The sequence below is a fragment of the Citrobacter sp. Igbk 16 genome (genome assembly GCF_028069755.1).
In the GTDB taxonomy this organism is placed as follows: domain Bacteria; phylum Pseudomonadota; class Gammaproteobacteria; order Enterobacterales; family Enterobacteriaceae; genus Citrobacter.
On sequence record NZ_JANEWJ010000011.1, the window covers coordinates 84,256 to 108,095 of the forward strand.

The 23,840-nt window shown below is 52.4% G+C and carries 23 protein-coding genes; 11 read left to right on the forward strand and 12 right to left on the reverse strand.

Annotated elements, in window-relative coordinates:
• Positions 1-175 precede the first annotated feature (175 nt).
• The gene (gene symE / locus NNO03_RS09800; RefSeq protein ID WP_271449404.1) at positions 176-520 is read left to right on the forward strand and encodes an endoribonuclease SymE; all 345 of its coding nucleotides are present in this window, start codon (positions 176-178) and stop codon (positions 518-520) included.
• A 106-nt stretch (positions 521-626) separates the two neighbouring features.
• Here the strand turns inward: symE and NNO03_RS09805 are convergent, their stop codons facing one another.
• The 4 genes from NNO03_RS09805 to NNO03_RS09820 all read right to left on the reverse strand — a co-directional run bounded on the left by NNO03_RS09805 (position 627) and on the right by NNO03_RS09820 (position 3,533).
• The gene (locus NNO03_RS09805; RefSeq protein ID WP_271449405.1) at positions 627-1,691 is read right to left on the reverse strand and encodes a DUF2955 domain-containing protein; all 1,065 of its coding nucleotides are present in this window, start codon (positions 1,689-1,691) and stop codon (positions 627-629) included.
• Entirely contained in the window at positions 1,681-2,748 is a 1,068-nt protein-coding gene (locus tag NNO03_RS09810; protein ID WP_271449406.1) for an HlyD family secretion protein, read from the reverse strand. Before NNO03_RS09810 ends, NNO03_RS09805 begins: the two co-directional genes overlap by 11 nt.
• Positions 2,749-2,754: 6 nt before the next feature.
• Complete coding sequence (locus NNO03_RS09815) at positions 2,755-3,219, reverse strand: MarR family winged helix-turn-helix transcriptional regulator (protein WP_271449407.1); 465 nt, start codon at positions 3,217-3,219, stop codon at positions 2,755-2,757.
• 149 nt (positions 3,220-3,368) lie between these two features.
• Positions 3,369-3,533, reverse strand: a complete 165-nt coding sequence (locus tag NNO03_RS09820; protein ID WP_267448186.1) for a DUF1127 domain-containing protein — start codon at positions 3,531-3,533, stop codon at positions 3,369-3,371.
• Positions 3,534-3,710: 177 nt separating this feature from the next.
• Between NNO03_RS09820 and NNO03_RS09825 the strand changes: the two genes are divergently transcribed.
• Complete coding sequence (locus tag NNO03_RS09825; protein ID WP_271449408.1) at positions 3,711-5,123, forward strand: PLP-dependent aminotransferase family protein; 1,413 nt, start codon at positions 3,711-3,713, stop codon at positions 5,121-5,123.
• 14 nt (positions 5,124-5,137) lie between these two features.
• Here NNO03_RS09825 and NNO03_RS09830 read toward each other — a convergent pair whose 3' ends face one another.
• Positions 5,138-6,076, reverse strand: coding sequence for an Rpn family recombination-promoting nuclease/putative transposase (locus tag NNO03_RS09830; RefSeq protein ID WP_271449409.1), 939 nt, complete (start codon positions 6,074-6,076; stop codon positions 5,138-5,140).
• Between the two features lie 499 nt (positions 6,077-6,575).
• On the opposite strand from NNO03_RS09830, the gene mdtM reads away from it, so the two are divergent.
• Complete coding sequence (gene mdtM / locus NNO03_RS09835) at positions 6,576-7,817, forward strand: multidrug efflux MFS transporter MdtM (protein WP_271442251.1); 1,242 nt, start codon at positions 6,576-6,578, stop codon at positions 7,815-7,817.
• An 89-nt stretch (positions 7,818-7,906) separates the two neighbouring features.
• Here the strand turns inward: mdtM and metC are convergent, their stop codons facing one another.
• Together metC and NNO03_RS09845 are read right to left on the reverse strand one after the other, a co-directional pair.
• Entirely contained in the window at positions 7,907-9,097 is a 1,191-nt protein-coding gene (gene metC, locus NNO03_RS09840; RefSeq protein ID WP_271449410.1) for a cystathionine beta-lyase, read from the reverse strand.
• A 31-nt stretch (positions 9,098-9,128) separates the two neighbouring features.
• Positions 9,129-10,361, reverse strand: a complete 1,233-nt coding sequence (locus tag NNO03_RS09845; protein ID WP_271449411.1) for a dicarboxylate/amino acid:cation symporter — start codon at positions 10,359-10,361, stop codon at positions 9,129-9,131.
• Between the two features lie 219 nt (positions 10,362-10,580).
• On the opposite strand from NNO03_RS09845, the gene NNO03_RS09850 reads away from it, so the two are divergent.
• The 7 genes from NNO03_RS09850 (at position 10,581) to NNO03_RS09880 (ending at position 16,293) form a co-directional block, all read left to right on the forward strand.
• Entirely contained in the window at positions 10,581-11,507 is a 927-nt protein-coding gene (locus NNO03_RS09850) for a LysR family transcriptional regulator (RefSeq protein ID WP_271442254.1), read from the forward strand.
• Between the two features lie 74 nt (positions 11,508-11,581).
• Positions 11,582-12,862 carry a DUF445 domain-containing protein gene (locus NNO03_RS09855; RefSeq protein ID WP_271449412.1) on the forward strand — a complete coding sequence of 427 codons (1,281 nt, stop codon included), beginning with the start codon at positions 11,582-11,584 and terminating at the stop codon, positions 12,860-12,862.
• Between the two features lie 13 nt (positions 12,863-12,875).
• On the forward strand, positions 12,876-13,340 hold the full coding sequence (locus tag NNO03_RS09860) for a GNAT family N-acetyltransferase (RefSeq protein ID WP_271449413.1): 465 nt from the start codon (positions 12,876-12,878) through the stop codon (positions 13,338-13,340).
• Positions 13,341-13,435: 95 nt separating this feature from the next.
• Complete coding sequence (locus NNO03_RS09865) at positions 13,436-14,587, forward strand: double-cubane-cluster-containing anaerobic reductase (RefSeq protein WP_271449414.1); 1,152 nt, start codon at positions 13,436-13,438, stop codon at positions 14,585-14,587.
• Positions 14,588-14,596: 9 nt separating this feature from the next.
• Positions 14,597-15,364 (forward strand): putative 2-hydroxyacyl-CoA dehydratase activator YjiL, encoded by a 768-nt coding sequence (yjiL, locus tag NNO03_RS09870; RefSeq protein WP_271449415.1) that lies wholly within the window; start codon positions 14,597-14,599, stop codon positions 15,362-15,364.
• Positions 15,361-15,612 carry a DUF3343 domain-containing protein gene (locus NNO03_RS09875; RefSeq protein ID WP_271449416.1) on the forward strand — a complete coding sequence of 84 codons (252 nt, stop codon included), beginning with the start codon at positions 15,361-15,363 and terminating at the stop codon, positions 15,610-15,612. Before yjiL ends, NNO03_RS09875 begins: the two co-directional genes overlap by 4 nt.
• A 279-nt stretch (positions 15,613-15,891) precedes the next feature.
• Positions 15,892-16,293: a hypothetical protein gene (locus tag NNO03_RS09880; protein ID WP_271449417.1), complete on the forward strand. Its 402-nt coding sequence runs from the start codon at positions 15,892-15,894 to the stop codon at positions 16,291-16,293.
• A gap of 62 nt (positions 16,294-16,355) precedes the next feature.
• Here the strand turns inward: NNO03_RS09880 and NNO03_RS09885 are convergent, their stop codons facing one another.
• The 5 genes from NNO03_RS09885 to uxuA form a co-directional block, all read right to left on the reverse strand.
• Positions 16,356-17,363, reverse strand: coding sequence for a porin (locus tag NNO03_RS09885; protein ID WP_137383850.1), 1,008 nt, complete (start codon positions 17,361-17,363; stop codon positions 16,356-16,358).
• Positions 17,364-17,555: 192 nt separating this feature from the next.
• On the reverse strand, positions 17,556-17,765 hold the full coding sequence (locus NNO03_RS09890) for a hypothetical protein (RefSeq protein WP_137345740.1): 210 nt from the start codon (positions 17,763-17,765) through the stop codon (positions 17,556-17,558).
• 638 nt (positions 17,766-18,403) lie between these two features.
• Entirely contained in the window at positions 18,404-19,177 is a 774-nt protein-coding gene (gene uxuR / locus NNO03_RS09895) for a Uxu operon transcriptional regulator (RefSeq protein ID WP_271442262.1), read from the reverse strand.
• 175 nt (positions 19,178-19,352) lie between these two features.
• The gene (locus NNO03_RS09900) at positions 19,353-20,828 is read right to left on the reverse strand and encodes a fructuronate reductase (protein WP_271449418.1); all 1,476 of its coding nucleotides are present in this window, start codon (positions 20,826-20,828) and stop codon (positions 19,353-19,355) included.
• 82 nt (positions 20,829-20,910) lie between these two features.
• Positions 20,911-22,095 carry a mannonate dehydratase gene (gene uxuA, locus NNO03_RS09905; RefSeq protein ID WP_271449419.1) on the reverse strand — a complete coding sequence of 395 codons (1,185 nt, stop codon included), beginning with the start codon at positions 22,093-22,095 and terminating at the stop codon, positions 20,911-20,913.
• A 385-nt stretch (positions 22,096-22,480) separates the two neighbouring features.
• On the opposite strand from uxuA, the gene gntP reads away from it, so the two are divergent.
• Positions 22,481-23,824, forward strand: a complete 1,344-nt coding sequence (gntP, locus tag NNO03_RS09910) for a gluconate permease GntP (RefSeq protein WP_137383854.1) — start codon at positions 22,481-22,483, stop codon at positions 23,822-23,824.
• Positions 23,825-23,840 lie beyond the last annotated feature (16 nt).

A 23,840-nucleotide genomic window follows, 5' to 3' on the forward strand; every position in this document is an offset into this window, starting at 1 on the left:
GCCTGATTTATATTTCTCATCAATAATTCCAGTTACGTCTTTATTATTACCGATTTTTAGATAGCTTTATTTTTATTTACTGGGTAGATTTACAGGTGTTATTTATCGCAAGACGCTCGTGCTGCAACACGAGCGTCTCGCTAATCACAATCACTATTTTCAAGGAATAGCCATCATGACTACCCCGCATTCTATTGCAGAATTCAACGATCCAGAAGTCTCCCCGGCAAATAATCGTCTGGGCACCGTTAGCTATGCGAGTCGCTACCCGGATTACACGCATGTCCCGGCGATTATAATGAAAGGCCAGTGGCTTGAAGCCGCCGGTTTTACCACCGGCACCCCATTCGATATCAAAGTGATGCCCGGCTGCATTGTGCTGACGACAAAGCTGCCGGAGCCGGAAGAGCCCGCGTTATTACAGTCGCTGCATCGGGTGTGCAAGCTGTCCGCGCGTAAACAACAGCAGGTGCAGGAGTTTATCGACGTGATTTCAGCCAAGACACGCAGACAGGGATAATCCCCGCTGAAAACGCCCGGTGGCGCTACGCTTACCGGGCCTGGAAATTCCGCTTCCCGTAGGCCGGATAAGGCGTTTACGCCGCCATCCGGCACTAACTCCCCACTTACTCGGTAATCACAAACCGCGTCGCGGCAAAGCAGTTGAGCACCCGATGCACCAGAAACACCATGGTGAGCGTTGCCATCAGCGCGACGGTGACGGAGGTGATGCGGTACAAATCGCTGAACACCAGGTCCTGATCCGGGTGCAGGTTCTGGCCGAACATAATGCCGATGGTAGTGATACTGGCAAAACCCACGCCCGCGCCGACTTTTTCCATCACGTGCAGGCGGGCGCTGAACGCCAGCCCGAGGCCAATCAGCGGCATCATCAGCAGCATATGGTTACTGAAATCATAGATAAGCAGCTGCACCAGCAGAATATACAGGCAGGCCAGCACCACGCCGACCACGCGCCAAATCGAGCTAATCACCGCGCCTCGATAGTGCATCGGGAACAGGATCAAAATCCCCGCCATCAGCGCCGACAGCGAATCACTCAAATCACAGATCTGGAAGACCACAAAAATCATCGTCGCCACCGTGCCGGAAAGCAGCGACTCATGGCGCACCCGGGCGGCATCTTTCTCAATGCGCGGCGGCGGCTGGCGCGGCTCCACGTCCGGGATCAGATAATGCAGCAGCGCGCTCAGCGCCACCGCCATGACGCAGGCTTCCATATTGGAGAACATCAGCGTATGCCAGTTGGTGGTGGGATAGCTCATAAAGTTGAGCATCGTGCTCTGGCACACCCCCCCCATCGAACCGAGCAGAAACAGCGGCCCTTTACTCATAAAACGAAAACGCATCACATACAGGCCAAACACCACCAGCGTCATGATCAGCGGCCACTGCGACAGATAACCGACAATCAGCACCATTTCAACGCAGTTCACCGCCGCGCTGAACACGAACTGGGTTGCCACATGGCGGTTAAATACCGGCACCAACGACAGCAGCATCAGCGGATAAACCACAAAGAACACGCCGTACTGCACGTTGTAAAAGGTCGAAATACTCAGTGCGATTGTCCCGGCGACGGAAATACGCAGGGTCTGGCGAAAATCATTGGCGGTGTAGACAATGTTCCCGTGCGGGGTAAAAACATGGGCCAGGGTGTTAATAGACATAGTGCAGCCAGCTAACGAGATGGATCTGCGCCCCGGCGAAGGTGCGTGCGAACATTCCTTCGCTGTTATACAGCTGTACCGTGGCGCGTGCCCCGGTCGGTAGCGGCGTGTCGAGCGGTTCGTTCAGCGCCACATGAATGCGCATACGCTGGGCATCGCGCACCCAGCGGGTTGACTGTTCCGGCTGCGACAGCTGGCCGTTAACCTGCTCCTGACCCGCCAGAATACCGGCATCACTACTGGTAACGCGGGCAGAGAAGACCTTGCCCGGCATGGCATCGAACACCACGGCGGCATTGGTATTTACCCGAGTGTGGCGCAGGCTTTTCTCGCGAAAGTCAGCCACAATATCCGTCTGGTGGCTGACCAGCGCCAGCAGCGGCGTAGCTGCAGTGGCATACAGTCCGGGGTTGAGCTGGAGGTTGCTCACCGTGCCATCGGTTTCTGCATGCACCTTCGTCCAGCCGAGATTCAGCTGAGCCTCGTCCAGCGCATTGCGATATTTTTGCAGCGTGACATTGCGGCCATCATCGCGCTCGCCGCGCTGGATCAGCAGGTTCTGAATACTGGCACTCAGCGCGGCGACCGACTGTTCACTGGTCTGCCAGGTGGTACGCACCTTATCGAGATCGGACTGCGAGACGTTCTGCATCGTACTCAGCCTCTGGTAGCGGTCGAAGGTGGTCTTATCGTTGCGGGCAGTGAATTGTGCGGTACGCAGATTGGCGCGGGCAGAGGCAATCTGCGCGTCCAGTTGCTGATTGCTCAGCTTCGCCTGCTCAAGGGCGATTTGCGCGGCTTCGACCTTATTGATAAACGGTGTCGGATCCAGCTCGTACAGCAAGTCACCCTTCTTCACCTGGCTATTGTTATGCACATAAACCTGCGAGACGTAGCCGGAAACACGCGAGGAAACAGGCGTTACCACGCGCATCACCGTGGAGTCCGGCGTCAGCGGGATCCAGATATCGGCAACGATAAACCAGGCGAATATTACCAGGAAAGCGGCAATACTCACCCTTACCCAACGGGCAAATTTTTGTTCTGGGGTCATCATAGTTTTTTAGATCTTGTTATCTTCTTCGCGGATTGTCCGCAAATTGCAGGCGATTTGATTGAGCGTAGCGCTGAAGGAAGCGAGTTCCGCTTCAGGAATGGTGCAGGTGACGCGATGTTGGTATGTCTCAATCACCCGGTTAAGTTCTTCAAGCCTTAAGCGGCCGTGCGCGGTCAGCGTTAGCAGGCGGATGCGTTTGTCATAAGGCGATGTGGAACGCAGCAGATAGCCCTGCTTTTCCAGCTGCGAGAGGGTGCGCATCAGCGGCGGCAGTTCAATGCCCTGCATTTGTGCCAGTTCACTGACCGAGACGTTGTCTCCCAGTTGATACAGTTGCATCAGTACCGTCCAGCTGGACTGCGTCAGGCCTGTATCGGTGATGGCAGCATCAATAATGGCCCGCCACTGGCGTACCACCATTGCCATGCGCATCCCCATTGGGCGGCGGGCAAACAGTTCATCTTCAGTCATGTTTCTTTCCCCTCATCGCGGAGAAGAAAATAATACTTATCAGGGTAAGTATCAAGAAACATACTAACCAGAAGCATGAATTGATAAATGTGGTGAATATAAAAGTAGCCGGGCTACGGTAGCCCCGGCCTTTGTTGGTGGAAGAAAAATCACTCCACCTGATCGCGTCGCAGCCCGACGTCCCGCAGCCGTTCATCGCTCATATGATGCAATACACGTCGCGTTTGCGCCCGTAGTCGCCACCGTTTTATTGCCTGCCAGATCTGCACCAATCCAATAAACGGCTGCTTTGCTTTATTCTCGTGAAATTCCATACCTTACCTCCCCGTCTTGCCAGAGGCTTTATCTTCCCGGATTTGGCCAGGGACAATACAGACTCACAAAGTACTTTTCTTTAACATACAGATTGGTTAAAAAGGATTCTGCATCGCATTAATTACGCCAATCTGTACTGGTTTTTTAATCTGTATGGTACCCATGAGGGATACAGCATGACCCGTTACCAACATCTGGCCAACCTGCTGGCCGAACGTATTGAGCAAGGGCTGTACCGTCATGGCGAAAAACTGCCCTCGGTGCGCAGTCTGAGTCAGGAGCATGGTGTCAGCATCAGCACTGTACAGCAGGCTTATCAGACGTTGGAACAGCGCCAGTTGATCACCCCGCAGCCGCGCTCTGGCTACTTTGTCGCCCCACAAAAAGCACAGCCCCCCGTACCGCCAATGTCACGGCCAGTGCAGCGTCCGGTCGAGATAACCCAGTGGGATCAGGTGCTGGATATGCTGAAAGGCAACGCGGACAAATCCATCACGCCTTTTAGCAGTGGCGTGCCCGATATTAATCAACCCAGCCTGAAGCCGCTGTGGCGCGAACTCAGCCGCGTGGCGCAGCACAACCTGCGCGCGATACTGGGCTACGATGAAATCTCCGGCTGTCGTGAACTGCGTCAGCAGATTGCGCGGTTGATGCTGGACGGCGGTTCGGTGGTCAATGCAGATGATATTGTGATCACCAGCGGCAGTCAGAGCGGAATGTCGCTGGCGCTGCTGACGGTCTGCCAGCCCGGAGATATTGTTGCCGTCGAGTCACCCGCCTACTATGGCACGATGCAGCTGCTGCGCGGCCTGGGGATCAAGGTGATTGAGATCCCAACCGATCCGGATACCGGGATCAGCATTGAAGCGCTGGAAATGGCGCTGGATCAGTGGTCGATCAAAGGTGTGCTGCTGGTACCCAACTGCAACAACCCGCTCGGATTTATTATGCCGGATGCGCGTAAGCGAGCGGTGCTCGCCCTCGCCCAACGCCACGATATTGTGATTTTTGAAGATGATGTGTATGGCGAGCTGGCAACGGAGTACCCGCGCCCACGCACCATTCACTCCTGGGACAGCGACGGTCGGGTTCTGTTGTGCAGTTCGTTTACCAAATCCGTAGCACCAGGTCTGCGCGTCGGTTGGGTGGTTCCCGGTCGCTATTACAACAAGCTGCTGCACATGAAATACGCCGTTATCGGCACCAACGTTCCCGCTACGCAGCTGGCGGCGGCGACCTTTGTGCGTGAAGGTCATTACCATCGCCATATCCGACGCATGCGCCAGATTTATCAGCGCAATATGGAAATCTACACCTGCTGGGTGCGGGAGTACTTCCCCTGCGGCATCTGCGTCACCCGACCAAAAGGCGGCTTTATGCTATGGGTCGAACTGCCGCAGCAGGTCGATATGGTCTGCGTCGCTAAGCAACTCTGTCGCCTGAAAATCCAGGTCGCACCGGGTTCGCTGTTCTCCGCATCCGGAAAGTATCGCAACTGCGTGCGCATCAACTGCGCATTGCCGCCAAACGAGAAGCATCAGGAAGTAATGCAAAAGCTCGGCGAGGCGGTAAAGGTGGCGATAGAGTAAATCGGTACACCCGGCTACGCCTCTGCCTTGTGGCTTAAGCCCTGAATATCTTCAGCGGAAAGCCGGGTAATTTTTTGTACCGTGCTGATATCGATGCCATCTGCCAGCATGGTGCGGGCAATACGTAGCGCCTCATCACGTCGCCCCTCTATCAGCCCTTCCTGTAACCCTTCCAGCCTGCCTTTTTGTAGCCCTGCCTCATGCAATCTGTCCGCGATCGTCATCAAATGCTCCTTATGCTGCGGTGAACGTTCGGCAATTGCACTGATAAACGTATTGAAGCGAGGTGCATCGCCGGTTCGCAAAATATAATTAAACAGCGTCTTTAGCTGACTGTCATTAGTCGAGCCGTTAACTAACAGGGAAACAAGTTGCTCGACCAGCCCCATAAGATCGCGCTGACGGATATGTTTTTGGATCAACTCCAGCAGCGCCATGCGTCGATGCTGCACAATTTCGTCATCTGGAATAACGGTAATATCCACCAGCGGAAACGCCGCAGCATACAGCTGACGAGCCAGTTTCGGGTTGGCAAACTCGTCCAGCCAGCATAGAGAATAAGGGTACGGGCTTTTAGCGCCGTGATAAAACAGCATCGGCACCACCAGCGGCAGTTGCTGATGCCCGGCATCTAAATGTTTCTGCATGGCCGCTACCGCGTAGCGCATCAGTCTGAATGCCATATGCGCATCCGGGGTGCTTTGGTGTTCAATTACCACATAAATATATCCATCCCCTTCCGTCGTTTTCACCGACCACAACACATCGGAGTAATACGCACGTAAATCCTCTTCAATAAAACTATCTGACTCGAGTTTCAGCGTCTGAAAATCGCAAAGTTCGCGCAGCGAAGCGGGAAGATGTATTTGTAGAAAATCCCGAGCTGTCTCTGGGTGGCGCAAAAACGTTTTAAAAACCGCATCATGCGGTGTGGAAGTCGGTGCTGTATTCATGGCGGTCCGTCACCTGGAAATAAGATGCCATGACTTTAGCGTCAGAAAACTGCTCCCTCACCTGTGACTTTCTCTCTTTGCGAGACGTTATCAGAGATAAAAACGTCCCTTTGTAACGTCTGCATTTGTCTGGAACACGTCACGCAGAATCGCTATCTCAATGCACATTCCCGCGTTAACCCCCTTTAATTCCTACGCATTAACCCGATAAACTCGTTTAATTATCATCCAATCCGCATTACACTGCGGGAGGTTATTTTCCGTTCAACGTTCTCTTCCCGAGGTGTAATGTGCTGATTGTCACTTGTAATCGTTACGTTTTCTGACCTGAGTCAGAGAGGCGTATTTCCTGTTTGCGTTTCACGCAGGCAGCGTTTTTGATTACATGAAATTCAGTACATCTGCAGTCTGTTTTTTCTGTCACCAGCCAGGCGTCTCTAAGACGGTATTGAATTTCGCTATTCCCGTTGAGGGTTTTCTCCCGACAAGGAGTTGTTTTATGCAACGGATTCTCGCGTTTTTCGCTCAACGCGCCACAACGCTATTTTTCCCTATCGCGCTGATTTTGTATGACTTCGCGGCCTATCTGTCGACGGATCTGATCCAGCCCGGCATCATCAATGTAGTGCGAGATTTCAACGCTGATGTCAGCCTGGCTCCTGCTGCAGTCAGTCTGTATCTGGCGGGTGGGATGGCGCTGCAGTGGCTGTTGGGGCCGCTTTCCGACAGGATTGGCCGCCGACCGGTACTGATTGCCGGGGCGTTAATCTTTACGCTGGCCTGCACGGCGACACTCTTCACTACCTCGATGACACAATTTCTGATCGCGCGTTTCGTGCAGGGCACCAGCATCTGCTTTATCGCCACAGTCGGTTATGTCACGGTACAAGAGGCATTTGGGCAAACAAAGGCCATTAAGCTGATGGCCGTTATCACTTCCATTGTACTGGTGGCACCGGTTATCGGCCCGCTCTCCGGGGCGGCGCTGATGCACTTTGTCCACTGGAAGATCCTGTTTGCCATTATCGCCGTCATGGGGCTTATCGCCCTGGTTGGGTTAGCCCTGGCGATGCCGGAGACCGTCCAGCGCGGTGCTGTGCCGTTCAGCGCGTGCAGCGTACTGCGTGATTTCCGCGACGTTTTCCGCAACCGGGTGTTCCTGTTTGGCGCAGCCACGCTGTCGTTAAGCTATATCCCGATGATGAGCTGGGTGGCGGTCTCGCCGGTGATCCTGATTGACGCGGGCGGTATGACCACATCGCAGTTTGCCTGGGCACAGGCTCCGGTATTTGGCGCCGTGATCGTGGCCAACATGGTCGTCGTACGGTTTGTGAAAGATCCGACCCGACCGCGCTTTATCTGGCGGGCGGCACCTGTTCAACTGAGCGGGCTGGCAGTGCTGATTGTCGGTAACTTACTGTGGCCGCACGTCTGGCTGTGGTCGGTGCTGGGAACCAGCCTGTATGCGTTTGGTATTGGGATGATCTTCCCAACGCTGTTTCGTTTTACGCTGTTTTCCAACAACTTGCCGAAAGGTACGGTCTCCGCATCACTGAACATGGTGATCCTGACGGTGATGGCCGTTTCTGTCGAAGTCGGGCGCTGGCTGTGGTTTAACGGCGGCAGACTGTCGTTTCATCTGTTGGCGGTGGCCGCCGGGATCATTGTGGTATTTACGCTGGCGGGTTTATTAAAACGGGTACGCCAGCATGAAGCAGCTACGTTAGCCACTGAAAACTAGCCTGTCAGATGCTTATCCGGCCTGTCACAATGACATAGTAGTAGGCCGGATAAGGCGCCTGCGCCGCATCCGGCTAAGATCACATCACCTTACGCAATGCGGGCAAATCCTGCGTCCAGATCGGCAATCAGGTCATCAACATCTTCCAGGCCAATATGTACCCTGACCAGCGTTCCGCTGAAATCCACATCCCCGGCCGGGCGGATGCTGTTCAGTTCTTCCGGCTGGTTAGCGAGGATGAGTGACTCAAATCCGCCCCACGAATAGGCCATATGGAACAGCGAAAAGTTATCGAGGAAATTCGCCATCTGTTCGTCGGTCAGCCTCTTTTTCAGCACAAATGAGAACAGTCCCGAGCTTCCCGCAAAGTCGCGCTGGAAATACTCATGCCCCGGACATTCCGGTAATGCCGGATGATTCACCCGCGCCACCTCCGGTCTTGCCGACAGCCAGCGAGCAATATGGATGCTGCTCTCCTGATGCTGCTTAAGACGTACCGCCAGGGTACGCAGTCCGCGGCTACCGTTGTAGGCCGTATCGGCATCCAGCGTTTGCCCCATCAGGTAAGAATTTTCACGCAGACGATCCCAACAGCGGGCGTTCGACACCGCCGTGCCCAGCATGCCGTCCGAGTGACCGATGGTGTACTTCGTCCCTGCCTGAATGGAAATATCCACGCCATAATCCAGCGCTTTGAACAGCACGCCCGCCGCCCAGGTGTTGTCGATCATAATGACAATCTCCGGATTCACCGCGCGTATAGCCTTCACCATTCCCGGCACGTCCTGAACTTCCATCGTGATTGAACTCGGGGACTCGAGGAACACCACCTTTGTTTCCGGACGCAGAAGATCGACGATACCCGCGCCAATCAGCGGATCGTAATACGTGGTTTCCACGTTGAATTTACTCAGGATCTTATTGCAGAAATCCTGGGTTGGCTCGTAGGCAGCACCTGTCATCAGAATATGATCGCCACTTTGGACAAACGCCAGAATCGCATTAGTGACCGCCGCAGCGCCGCACGGGTACAGCGCGCAGCCTACGCCGCCTTCCAGCTCACTCATTGCTTTCTGGAAAGCAAAGTGGGTGTAGGTTCCGCGACGACCGTAAAACAGTTCGCCGTTCGCACGGTTCGCGGTGGCAAATTTTTTGTCCTTCACAGTATCAAACACCAGCGAAGAGGCACGTTGGATCACCGGATTCACCGCGCCCTGGGTGTAGCGTTTATCGCGTCCAGCCACGACCAGATGTGTTTCAAGCTTCATTGCGTCTTTCATAACTTCTCCTGTTCTTAATCCGTGTGAAAACCTATACCACCGCAGCAGTAGAGTTGATTTCAGTATTGGTCTGCTTTTTTCCAGCGAACCGTTCAACAATCTGCGCCGCATTCAAATCATGGATAACGTTAATCAGTGTGGCCGGCGCATCGGTAATGGTGCCCAGTACCACCAACATCGGGATCGCTTCCATTGGCAGGCCCAGCGTGGTGACGATAAAAATTTCACCGAGGAATGCCCCGCCCGGCACACCGCCGACGATAATGGCGGAGAGCACCGCAATCAGCATGGTCAGGAAGAAGGTCTCAGTAGTGAACTCCATGCCCAGCACGGAATAGATAAAGACAATTTTCAGTGCGGCAATCATCGCTACGCCGCCTTTATTCAGGTTAACCAGCAGCGGAATAGAGACATCAACGATTTCCGGGTTGATCCCCATCGCCTTACCGGCACGCAGCGTCACCGGCAGCGTTCCCAGCGAAGAACAGGTCCCCAGCGCGGTAGCCGAGGGTTCAATCGCATTGCGCCAGAAGGCTTTCACCGCCGGAATGCCACCGCCTATATATGAATAGAGAATAGAGCCAAAAACGAAGTAGACCAGCGTGGCGACCATAAACAGGCCAATGGCGCGGGCAAAGGTTAACAGCAGCGCAGAGTCCTGGCTGGCCATGGTGGCAGCGAAATAGCAGCCCAGACCCACCGGTGCGACCTTCATAATGATCGAGACGATCTTCATGATCACGGTATTTGCATCTTCCAGCAGCGACGCAATACGTTTACCCGCCTGATCCGATTGACCAATCGCGACCCCGGCAATGATCGCCATTACGATCAGCGCCAGAATATTGGACTTAGAAAACAGCCCGATAAAGTCGCTGGTGGTGATCATGCTGACAAAGTCCATCTTGCCGCTGCCCGCCTGCACGGACTGCGAGAGATCGATAGTGACGCCCTGCGCCGGGTTATACCATAGCGCCAGCGCTACGATCCCGGCCGCCGGAATAAAAGCCATCGCGATCGAAATAATAAAGATGATCGCCATAATACGTCCCAACCTTTTCAGGTCGGTCATACTGGCGATAGACGACATGACGCTGATCCCCACCAGCGGCACAATAATCATAAATAACAGGTTCAGGAATATCTGACCTATCGGCTGGAGTTTGCTGGCAAACGTCGGGGCATAAATACCTAATAAGCCGCCAATCACCAGAGCAACTAATAAAATAATCGACGATCTGTAGGGTTCGAGTCGTGACCACATAATCGGTACCTTTAGAATAATAATTAATGAGATTAAATTCACAATGTGATGAGTTTCCGTTTCGCCTCCTTTTATTTTGTGACGTAACTCACCTAAGTTGTTATTTTTTCATTTTGCCAGCAGGTTGTTTCCTGTGATTCAATAGTTGCATGTTTAAAAGGCGAATGTAACGGCCTATTCGTACCGTTTTTGCAAATCACTTGTGAATAAAAGGAAACTATGAGTACGCCGATTTCACTCAAGCATCTGGAGTTTTTCGTCAAAATCGTCGACTGTGGAGGTTTATCGGAGGCCGCCGCTCAGCTTAATGTGTCGCCGTCGGCGGTCAGCAAAAGCCTGACGGCGATGGAAGATACATTGGGGACAACATTAATTAAGCGCACCACCCGCAGTATTACCTTAACCGATGCCGGGCAATATTTATTTAACCGCGCCAATAAGTTACTGACAGAATTTGATGAAACGCTGAATACCACCTCTGGTTATTATCACAGCCCGCAGGGGGAATTACGCATAACCTGTTCCATTGCTTTTGGTTATTCGCGGTTGGTAAATCTGGTGGATAAATACCGCTCACAGTTCCCCGATGTGAACCTGTATATCGATCTCAACGATAACTTCGTTAATCTGAATGAAACAGATTTCGACATCGCCCTGCGCATCTCCACCGCACCACCGCAGAACTATGCCATGCGCAAGCTGGTGCCTATCCGCTGGGCGTACTGCGCGTCACCCGGATACCTTGCCAAAAAAGGCATGCCCCAGCGCCGAAGCGATCTGGTGGATCATGACTGCCTGGTTTACCCCGGTCTCACACCGGTGCTGAAGGTGGCCGATGAACAGGATCGTCTGCATCAGTTAAAACTGCATATGCCTATCCAGGCTAACAGCAGTCTGGTATTGCTGAAGTCAGTGCTGGAAGATCAGGGCGTGGCGTATTTACCCACCTATCTGATTGGCGATCATATTCAAAAAGAAGAGGTTACGCCGCTAATGCTCGACGGCACCATCACCTGCGAAACCCACGCCCTGTATGCGCTCTATTTTCCCAGCAAGTACAGCAATCCGAAGGTGCGCTCGTTTATTGATTTTCTGGTCGCAGAACTTGGCCCGCTACCGGCCTGGGATAACTGGATCCCAGGATAAGCGCTTCCCCTCTAAAATGGGAGACACACCACAAATTTTGCGCGATCCCGCCGTCTGGCTCTATCCTTAAGCCTATGAATAAAATTGCTGAACTCAAACGCGCCAAACGACTGGCGCTCTCTCTGCTGCTGGCCGCCGCCGCCACCTTCGTCATTACGCTGTTTCTGCCACCTAACTTCTGGGTGCTCGGGATCAAAGCGATTGCCGAAGCGGCGATGGTGGGCGCACTGGCGGACTGGTTCGCCGTAGTAGCGCTTTTTCGCCGGGTGCCGATCCCATTTATCTCGCAACATACGGCGATCATCCCGCGCAATAAGGACAGAATTGGGGAAAATCTTGGGCAGTTTGTTCAGGAGAAATTCCTCGATACGCAGTCTTTGGTCGCCCTTATTCGTCGCCATGAGCCGGCACTGTTGATTGGTCACTGGTTCAGCCAACCGGAAAACGCCCAGCGTATTGGCCAGCATTTACTGCAAATCATGAGCGGATTTCTCGAACTCACCGATGATTCGCGTATTCAGCGGCTTATTAAACGGGCGGTGCATAAGGCGATCGACAAAGTTGATCTTTCCAGCACCAGTGCGCTGATGCTGGAAAGCATGACCAAAAACAATCGTCACCAGGCGTTGCTCGATACGCTGATCGCTCAACTGATCGCCCTGCTTCAGCGCGACAGTTCGCGGGCGTTTATCGCCCAGCAGATCGTACGCTGGCTGGAGACCGAACACCCGCTTAAAGCGAAGATCCTGCCAACCGAATGGTTAGGTGAACACAGCGCCGAGTTGGTCACTGATGCCGTCAACTCTCTGCTGGATGATATCAGCCACGATCGGGCACATCAGATCCGCCACGCCTTCGATCGCGCCACATTAAGGCTTATCGAGAAGCTCAAACACGATCCGGAAATGGCCGTCCGGGCAGAGAGCCTCAAAAGCTATCTGAAAGAAGACGAAGCCTTTAACCGTTATCTCGGCGAACTGTGGGCTGACCTGCGCCAGTGGGTGAAAACTGACATTAACGCCGACGATTCCCGCGTGAAGCAGCGCATCGCCAGCGCCGGACAATGGTTTGGCGAAACGCTGGTTGCCGACGGCGCCCTGCGCACTTCACTGAATGAACATCTGGAGCAAGCCGCACGCAAGGTCGCGCCAGAGTTCGCCACCTTCCTGACGCGCCATATTAGCGACACGGTGAAAAGCTGGGATGCCCGCGATATGTCACAGCAAATTGAGCTAAACATCGGCAAAGATTTGCAGTTCATTCGCGTCAACGGCACGCTGGTTGGCGGCTCTATCGGACTGGTGTTATACCTGTTGTCGCAAATTCCTTCCCTGCTAACGGTGGCGAACTTTTAAGGAATAAAATTCAATGACGATGAACATCCGCATTTTTTCCCTGCGCGAGACGCCGGAAAAACGGCACGAGGTCACCGCTTACTTTCAACAACAATGGGCCTCAGAAGACTCCATGAAGGTTTACGAGGATGCGCTGCATCGTTGCATTGGCGCAAAGAACCCACTACCGCAGTGGTATTGGTTGCAGGATGGCGACAGCATTGTTGGCTGCGCCGGATTGATCACCAATGATTTTATCAGTCGCGGCGAACTGTGGCCGTGGCTATGTGCGCTCTATATCGATCCTCGCTATCGCGGGCACGGTCTGGCATTTCGCCTGATTGAACATATTGCGCAGCAGGCCAGACTGCTGGGGTTTATGCAGCTCCATTTGTGTACCGACCTGGAAGGTTTATACGAGAAAGCAGGATTTTACTTTGACGGACCGGGCTATCATCCGTGGGGGGAAGTCTCACGGGTCTACAGTCGTAATCTGTAAACGCGCAATTGTTGCACATCAATAAAACCTGACATATTACAGGGTTATAATGCGGCGTCTTTTTACTGTCTCCCGTGTTACGGGGAAGGAAAATCATGTCGCTCATCACCGATTTACCCGCCATTTTCACTCAATTCTCCGACGCCCGTCAGAAAGGTTTTCTCACCGTAATGGATCTTAAAGAGCAAGGTATTCCGCTTGTTGGGACCTATTGCACTTTTATGCCGCAGGAGATTGCGATGGCGGCGGGCGCGGTTGTCGTTTCCCTATGCTCGACCTCTGATGAAACCATTGAAGAAGCCGAAAAAGATCTGCCGCGGAACCTGTGTCCGCTGATCAAAAGCAGCTACGGTTTTGGCAAAACCGACAAATGCCCCTACTTCTATTTCTCTGACCTGGTGGTGGGCGAAACCACCTGCGATGGTAAAAAGAAAATGTACGAATACATGGCCGAATTTAAAGCGGTACATGTGATGCAACTGCCCAACAGCGCCAGCGATGCGGCTTCGCGTGCGCTATGGAAAGCCGAGATCCTGCGTCTGCAGCAGGCCGTCGAAGCCCGTTTTGGCACAGCCATTACCGAAACTGCGCTGCGTGAAGCCATTATTCTCAAAAACAAGGAACGTCGGGCGCTGGCGAATTTCTATCGCGTTGGTCAACTTAACCCACCCGCACTTAGCGGCAGTGACATTCTGAAAGTCGTCTACGGCGCCACCTTCCGCTTTGATAAAGACGCGTTGATCGACGAGCTCAATAGCATGGCCGAGCGCGTACATCTGGAATGGCAGGCCGGGAAACGTCTGGCGTCACGTCCGCGCATCCTGATAACCGGCTGCCCCATTGGCGGCGCAGCAGAGAAAGTCGTTCGTGCCATTGAAGAAAACGGCGGTTGGGTCGTGGGTTATGAAAACTGCACCGGCGCAAAGGCCACCGAACAATGCGTGGCGGAAACCGGCGATGTCTACGACGCGCTGACTGATAAATACCTCGCCATCGGCTGCTCCTGTATTTCTCCTAATGATCAACGTCTGAAGATGCTCAGTCAAATGGTTGACGAGTACCAGGCTGACGGCGTCGTCGATGTCATTTTGCAGGCTTGCCACACCTACGCCGTTGAATCACTCGCGATTAAGCGTCACGTACGCCAACAGCACAACATTCCCTATATCGCGATTGAAACCGACTACTCCAGCGCAGATATCGGCCAGCTCAGTACCCGCGTCGCCGCATTCATTGAAATGCTGTGAGTAACGCGGATGACATACTCAATTGGGATTGATTCCGGTTCCACGGCGACGAAAGGCATTTTGCTGGAAGGTAACGTCATCAGACGTCGCTTCCTTTGCCCAACGCCTTTTCGCCCCGCAGATGCGATCGCGCAGGCATGGGAAACGTTGCAAACCGGGCTGGAGAACAGGCCATTTTTAACCCTCACCGGGTACGGACGGCAGCTCGTCGATTATGCCGACAAACAGGTCACTGAAATTTCCTGCCACGGACTGGGGGCACGATTGCTGGCTCCCGGAACCCGCACAGTGATTGATATCGGTGGTCAGGACAGTAAAGTTATCCAGTTGGATGACGATGGTAATCTCAGCGATTTCTTGATGAATGACAAGTGCGCTGCCGGAACCGGGCGATTTCTGGACGTCATCTCACGCACCCTCGGCGCCAGCGTAGAGCAGTTGGATACGATTACTGCTGGCGTCGAACCGCATGCTATCACCAGCATGTGTACAGTATTTGCCGAGTCAGAAGTTATTAGCCTGCGCTCTGCGGGTATCGCGCCGGAGGCGATTCTGGCTGGCGTGATCAACGCGATGGCCAGACGCAGCGCAAACTTCATCGGGCGGCTTTCAGCCCAGGCACCGCTGCTATTTACCGGCGGAGTCAGCCACTGTCACGCCTTTGCCCGTATGCTTGAAGACCATGTAGGCATTCCCGTACACACGCATCCCGACGCACAGTTTGCCGGTGCAATCGGGGCTGCATTGATAGGCCAGCGTCAGGGGAAACGTCAGTGAAGGAAACGCTGTTCTTGTTTCATTCCACCGTCGGTGTCATCAAAATGCGCAAGACACTACAGGCCGCAGGGGTCCGCTTTCAGGTGGCGGACATTCCCCGCGAGCTTCGCGGTGGCTGCGGACTCTGTATCTACATCGACTGTGTTGCTGGCAGGGAGGAAGAATGGGTGATTCCAGGGCATACCGAATCTATCTACCGCCAGGAAAACGGAGACTGGCGCTGTATAGCCGCGTTCCCCGCCTCCTGAACATGCCGGATTAGCGTGAAAAGCTGATATATACTCGGATTATCCAGGGGATAAACAACAGCTTATAGTCGGTATAGACCGCCACTCCGCTAACGCCATAAATATATCTTCATCAGATTGATCTGCAATTAAATGTCAGCATTTAATAACCTGTAAATAACAGTCAAACACCTCTCTAAAAACTTTATAATTCACTTTTACGTATATACCTTTTCTGATAGCACATGCGTAAAAATGGACATATAAATTAAATTACAACAACACTTCCGGGAAGAGTACATGTCGAGGTTAAAAAAACTCATACTTGGGTTGATTATTCTGGCTGGTTTAATTAGCACGGTAGGCGATTATAAAAACTTTGGTCTATTTGGTGCGGCAGGATTGTTTATTATATTCCTGCTAACAACTGTTTTCTTGTGGCAGTGGGCTTCCGGAAAGTTTCCGGAGGTAGCCAAAATACAGGCTATTATTATTTTACTGGCCAGTGCTATTGCTTCTATTTTTGTTATCAACATGGCAATAGCCGGAAACTTGCATGTAGACCTGATGGAAGTCATGCGTATCTCCATTACGCATAATCCTCTTTTTTACCTCATTCTCTGTGCCGTTGCATGGGTAAAAGTGGATATCTGGAAATGGCTATTTAGCGATCTGCAGTCGGAGCAAAACCAACCGATGTGAGCCTCAAAAGCATGTAAAAAAGGCGTCTTACTAAAGACGCCTTTTGCAATCATCACAAAAACTTAGAACTGGTAAGTCAGGCCAGCAACAACCTGGTTATCGTCGTTTTTGCCATCAAGCAGGTTAATTTTATAACCTACATCGGCCACCATGTTTTTGTTGAAGTAGTAATCAGTACCCAGCGCAACGTATTCGGTCAGGTCAGTGTTGTTATTGTCACGCGCATGAACGTATGCCACGTTCGGACGCAGGCCAAAATCAAACACATAGGCAGCCATCGCTTCAAAATGCTGTGCTTTGTCCGCATCCTGAATCAGGTTGTGGGACTCGCCGTACATGGTTGCAACGTAGATAGCATTCGCGTCATATTTCAGGCCAGCGCCCCAGAACTCAGCGTTGTCACCTTCCCAGCCGCTACGTTTCTGCTCAGCAGTCACGGAGTTAGTGGTATAGGTCGCAATGGCAGAAACGCCGGAATCCGCAATATTGTCATAACCCAGCGAGAAGCCGTAGCCATTACCGTGCTGTTTTGCCGGGTTAGCGTTAGAGTCATCCTGGCCCTGATACTGCGCGCCAACGTTCAGACCATCAACGGCACCAAACAGATTTTTGGTGCGGAGTGTTGCAACGCCAGAAGTGCGTGTAGTAAGGAAACGGTCAGTATCCTCAAAGGAGTCGCCACCGAACTCTGAAAGAGTGTCAGTGTAAGCTCCCACATCGTAAGCGATACCGTAGTTACGACCGTAGTCAAAGCTAACGTCATGGCCGTAATCCAGACCAGCAAACGCCAGACGTGTATTAACGCCATTCTGTGACCCTTCTGCCTTAGAAGCATCAAACTGACTTTCAAACTGGCCGTAACCGGTCAGTTGATCGTTAATTTGAGTCTCACCGCGAAAACCCAGACGCGCGTAAGTACCATCAGCATCTTTACCGTCAGTCCAGGAATGTACCGCTTTTACTTTGCCGTACAGATCCAATTTGTTGCCATCTTTATTATAAATTTCCGCTGCATGAACGGAGGTTACCCCTAATGCCATTACAGCTAATGCCACTACTGACTTTTTCATGTTGTTACTCACTTTTAATTGTGAATTTTGCTATCAACTTTGTTATGAAGACAAAATGCCTGCATAAAAAAGTCCCCTATGGATTAAGGGGAAACACCAATAACACACCAAAAAACATACCGATAAAGGCAATAATGAAGTGGCAAGACATATTTCATTTTGGGTTTTAAATAAAACCCGAACAGAGAGATACTACTTTGAACTTTCGCTTTCGCTCTCATTAATAGAGCGATGTAACATTAACGCTTCCGCAATAATGTCTTGTTTACTTTTACGCGTTTCAAATGCCAGTGTTCGAACATATTCCCAAAGAGAAGTATCAACACGGGCACTTAAAAGGACCATATCTTTAGATCGGGTCCCTCTGGCTTTTCGGATATCGGGATAATCTCGAGAAGGCATTTTTAACTCCTGAACGCAATAACACGCTTATGGCGATGAAATATGCAGTCAGTGTAAAAACATGTCAACGGCAAAAAAAAATCACAATAGTAATGAAACTGTTAATAAACCAAAAAAAAGTGGAACGATATTTCAAATGAAAGATAACTTGATTGTAGAATAATGTGTAATTTTTACTTTACGAATATTTTTTCTTACTCATTTGATTAAAATGGGAGCGGCTGGACGAGTCATCAACCTGCGCAATCAAAACATCATTCTGACCAATAGGTTACGGAGCGTGATTAATGTCTACTTTTATCCAAATCCTCTGTTTTTATACGCCTTTAAGTACACATTAACGGCACTAACCGTTGGGAAAATCAATGTGATTCTCACTTCGCATTGACCTGTTTTGTCGAAAAATAAGCACGAAAAGGTAAAAATAAGGTAAATGATGCATTTTTTTGCACGCGAAAATAAGTTGTTTTTAATTGATATATGTCAATTTTCGCCCCGCGATAACGCTGCAAAAAACGCCATCTGCATTGATGGAAACATTATTTTACGTCGCGTCCGGACGGGGAAAATAGTCAGAGGAAATCAGTGGGAAGTGATACGTGGGCCGGGATGGCCCACGTTGTAAAAGGGAAGAAAAATCAGGCGTTAACCGTATCCAACGGCCAGGAGTCAAACAGATAACCATCAAAGTCGATATCATCAACGTTTGAAAACTCCAGCAGTCGCTGTTTAACGTTTTCCAGATGCTGCCACATTGCCAGTTTGGCCGCGCGGGCATCTTTTTTAATGAGTGCCGCCAGGATCTGCTTGTGGTCGCCCATCCATTCTTTGCGGTAATGGGTATCGTCAAGGTGGCTGTGCAGTTGGATCCACATCGGGTTGTTCTCACGCCACTGCCATGACTGACGAAATAACTCGACCAGCATACTGTTGTGCGTGGCCTCGGCAATGGCAAGGTGAAACTGCATGTCGCCGCTTTCCGAGCCGTTTGGTTCGCTGGAGGCCAGCTCACGTTCTTCCAGTAGCAATGCCTGGCGCATTTTGACGATATCCTCGCGCGTGGCTTGCAATGCGGCAAACTCGGCGATATTGCTCTCTAATAGCTGGCGTGCCTGTAACAGCTCAAAAGGCCCCGCATCATTGCAATGATTAATATCCGTGCTGTCGATTGTCTGCGCGTTAGCGTTGTCGAGAACGTAGATCCCGGCACCACGCCGCACGTCCACCAGCCCTTTAATTTCCAGCATGATTAACGCTTCGCGCACCACCGTGCGGGTGACATTGAGCATCTCGGCTATTTCACGCTCCGGGGGCAGGCGCTCGCCGGGTTGGTATGGCGTCTGGACAATGAGATCGCGGATCATGGCACCCACTTCCTGGTAGGGTCTTTGCTGAGAAGTGTTCGATTTCATTATGTTCTATCCGTCAGATGCGTTTATTCAGATCCGTAGGTCGGATGGCAGGACGCACCTTATCAGGCCTACAAATAACCTTTATGTCGCCTGAACTATAGCATTTGCGGCAAGCCAAAAACAGAAAACGGGTCAACCAAACAGATATTTTGATTGACCCGTCATAGTTCGGGCGTTATGCGTCAGCGTGCAGTGTTGCGACACACTCGCGCGCGCCCTTCTCGCACAGTTGCTGATAAGCCATGATAATTGCTTCCACAAAATCCGCGTTTTCCGCTAAATCATGGCCAAAGATCCCGCTTAATCCCAACAGGGCCATAACGCGTTCACTGCCCTGATACTGCTGATTGATGCGCTGGAATTCCGCCAGCATCGGGTCGACAACGTCAATGGTCTGCCCCTGCTCATCCACGCCGTGGGTATAGCGCATCCAGCCCGCCACACCCAGCGCCAGGTGCCGCCAGTCGCTGCCGTTTTGTAGGTGCAGACGAACAGGGTCCAACAGGCGCTGCGGCAGTTTCTGGCTGCCATCCATGGCAATCTGCCAGGTACGATGACGCAGGGATGGATTGCTGAAACGCTCGATCAGCAGGGTCGCATACGCATTGAGATCGGTGCCTTCCGGCATCGACAGTGTGGGAGCCTGCTCCTGCATCATCAATGCAAACGCGGCTTTGCGGTACGCCGGGTTGGTCATGGTATCGGCAATCGTTTCATAACCACCGAGGTAGCCCAGATACGCAAGGAAAGAGTGGCTGCCATTAAGCATACGCAGTTTCATCATTTCAAACGGCACAACATCGGCAACGAACTGTGCACCGACTTTATCCCAGTCAGGGCGACCGTTCACGAAGTTGTCTTCAATCACCCACTGACGGAACGGTTCACAGGCGATGGCGCACGGATCGTAAACACCCAGTTGATCGGCAATCTCCTGCAACGTCTCTGGCGTCGCCGCCGGAACAATGCGATCCACCATGGTGCATGGGAAAGTGGCGTTTGCTTCAATCCACTGCGCCAGCTGCGGGTCGCGTGCCTGCGCCAGCCCCAGCACCGCAACTTTCGCCACGTGGCCATTTTCACGCACGTTGTCGCAGGACATCACAGTAAAGGCCGGCAGACCCTGCTCACGACGCAGATGCAGCGCCTGTACGATATAGCCAATTGCCGATTTCGGCGCGGTCGGATTTGCCAGATCGTGTTTAATCAACGGGTTATTGAGATCTAACTGACCGCTGGCGGCATCCGTACAGTAACCTTTTTCGGTTACCGTCAACGAGACAATTGCCGTCTGCGGACGCGCCATTGCACGCAAAATACCGTCGCAGCCGTCAAGATCCGGGTGCATGGCTTCTTTCATCGAGCCAATCACTTTCAGTACGGTGTTGCCCGCACCTTTTTCTGCCACGGTATACAGCAGCTGTTGTTTTTGCAGATTTTCAATCAGTACACAGTCGTTCCCCGGCATCAGGTTAACTTCACAGATACCCCAGTCGCTGTCCGTAGTTTCCAGCAGGTGATGAGTGTACAGAGCCTGATGCGCACGGTGAAAAGCACCGCATCCCAGGTGAACAATACGGGATTGCAGGCGAGAGTTATCCCATGCAGGGCGCGCAACCGGCAGGTTGCTATTGGCAATTGTCGTTGTCATCGTGAACTCCAGAACCCGTCGGAAATACCGACGGGAAGAGAAAAGAAAAAAGCCGGCCCGACAGGTTGCCGGCCGGTCTGATTTAGCGGCTAAAGAAAGCGCGCTGGATAGCCATCTCAACGCCGCGCACTTCCGCCAGCCCTTTCAGGCGACCAATCGCGGAGTAGCCTGGATTCGTTTTCTTTTTCAGGTCGTCCAGCATCTGGTGACCGTGATCCGGGCGCATCGGTATCAAATCTTCTTTACCTTCGGCTTTACGGCGATGCTCTTCTTCAACAATCGCTTTCACCACTTCATACATATCCACGTCACCATTGAGATGCGCCGCTTCATGGAAGGTTTTCGGGTTATCTTCACGCAGCGTGGAACGCAGGTGGGTGAAGTAAATGCGTGGGCCAAACTGTTTGATCATATCAACCAGATCGTTGTCCGCACGAACACCGTAAGAGCCGGTGCACATGGTGAAACCGTTCGCCATACTGTTGACCGTATCAACCATCCACTGCATATCTTCCACGGTGGAAACAATGCGTGGCAGGCCGAGGATCGGGCGCGGCGGATCGTCCGGGTGCACCGCCATGCGCACACCGACTTCTTCAGCAACCGGAATAATCGCCTTCAGGAAGACGGCAAAGTTTTCGCGCAGCGCGGCTTTATCGATATCTTTGTAGCGCTCAAGGTGCTGACGGAACTGGTCAAGGGTATAACCTTCTTCCGCCCCCGGCAGACCGGCGATGATATTGCGGGTCAGACGCGCTTTATCTTCTTCGGTCATGGTGGTGAAGCGTTCCTGTGCCTGAGCGACCTCTTCAGCGGTGTAGTCTGCCTCTGCTCCGGGACGTTTGAGGATATGAATCTCAAAGGCGGCGAATTCAATCTGGTCAAAGCGCAATGCTTTGGAGCCGTCCGGCAGGACATATTCCAGATCGGTACGCGTCCAGTCGAGTACTGGCATGAAGTTGTAGCACACGGTGCGAATACCGCACTGCGCCAGGTTGCGCAGACTCTGTTGGTAGTTGGCAATCCACTGCTGATAGTTACCGGAACGGGTTTTAATGTCTTCGTGGATCGGTACGCTTTCGACAACCGACCAGACCAGTCCTGCCTGTTCAACGATAGCTTTGCGTTTTTCAATTTCCTCAACTGACCACACTTCCCCGTTCGGGATATGGTGCAAGGCGGTAACAACACCGGTAGCGCCTGCCTGACGCACATCAGCTAAAGAAACCGGATCGTTAGGACCGTACCAGCGCCATGTCTGTTCCATGCTTTTAACCTCTTCACATTGTTGGCCCCCGGCGCAAACACCGCGAGCCACGACTTACTCAACTGCCGGAGTGCTCAACGTATTACGCCAGCAAACCGGACGACATGGCGCATAAATTCCACCTTTCGCCCCCACATGTCAACCTAAACAACAAAATTGGTTAACCAAATCACAAAAACTGTATCAGTGGTCTGACACGAATTGTGAGGTAACGTGATGAAGTTAAGAGGAAATGGCCTGCAGGGCGCGGCCTGAAAGGGAACAGTCTGTTATCAATGTCAACATTGAATATGGATTGTGATATTCATCGCATCAATGGTTAACCAATATATGTAACATCTCAACCAAAATCATAATGGTTCAACCAAAACAAGGTAGACGTTTTATGCACGTTCTCAATATTCTGTGGGTTGTATTCGGCATCGGCCTCATGCTGGTGCTCAATTTGCGTTTCAAAATAAACTCAATGGTCGCCCTGCTGCTGGCGGCACTCTCCGTCGGCATGTTGGCGGGGATGGATTTAATGGAGCTGCTGCACACCATGAAATCCGGCTTCGGCGGTACGTTGGGTGAACTGGCAATTATCGTGGTGTTCGGTGCGGTCATCGGTAAACTGATGGTCGATTCCGGGGCGGCGCATCAGATTGCTCATACGCTGCTGGCGCGCCTCGGCCTGCGCTATGTGCAGCTGTCGGTGATCATTATCGGCCTGATCTTCGGCCTGGCGATGTTCTACGAAGTGGCCTTTATTATGCTGGCACCGCTGGTGATCGTCATTGCCGCAGAAGCGAAGATCCCGTTCCTGAAACTGGCCATTCCGGCCGTTGCCGCAGCGACCACCGCACACTCACTGTTCCCGCCACAGCCGGGCCCGGTGGCACTGGTAAACGCCTATGGTGCCGACATGGGTATGGTCTATATCTACGGTATTCTGGTCACTATTCCGAGCGTTATCTGTGCGGGTCTGATCCTGCCAAAATTCCTCGGTAACCTTGAACGCCCAACGCCTTCATTTATGAAAGCCGATGTACCGGTTGACCAGAACAACCTGCCGTCATTCGGTGTGTCGATTCTGGTACCGCTGATCCCGGCGATCATCATGATCTCCACCACTATCGCCAACATCTGGCTGGTGAAAGGGACGCAGGCGTGGGAAGTGGTCAACTTCTTAGGCTCCTCCCCAATTGCGATGTTTATCGCCATGGTTGTCGCCTTCGTGCTGTTTGGTACCGCACGCGGCCATGACATGCAATGGGTGATGAACGCCTTTGAAAACGCGGTGAAAAGCATCGCCATGGTGATCCTGATCATCGGCGCGGGCGGCGTTCTGAAACAAACCATTATCGATACCGGCATCGGCGATACCATCGGCATGCTGATGTCACACGGCAATATTTCTCCGTATATCATGGCGTGGCTGATCACCGTGCTGATTCGTCTGGCAACCGGCCAGGGCGTGGTCTCCGCCATGACGGCGGCGGGGATTATTAGCGCAGCGATCCTCGACCCGGCAACCGGTCAACTGGTGGGGGTCGATCCGGCGTTACTGGTGCTGGCAACGGCGGCAGGTTCTAACACCCTGACGCATATCAACGATGCCTCCTTCTGGCTGTTCAAAGGTTACTTTGACCTGTCAGTGAAGGACACGTTGAAAACCTGGGGTCTTCTGGAGCTGGTAAACTCCGTGGTTGGCCTGATAATCGTGTTGATCATCAGCATGATTGCATAACGTCGATACCGCTCTG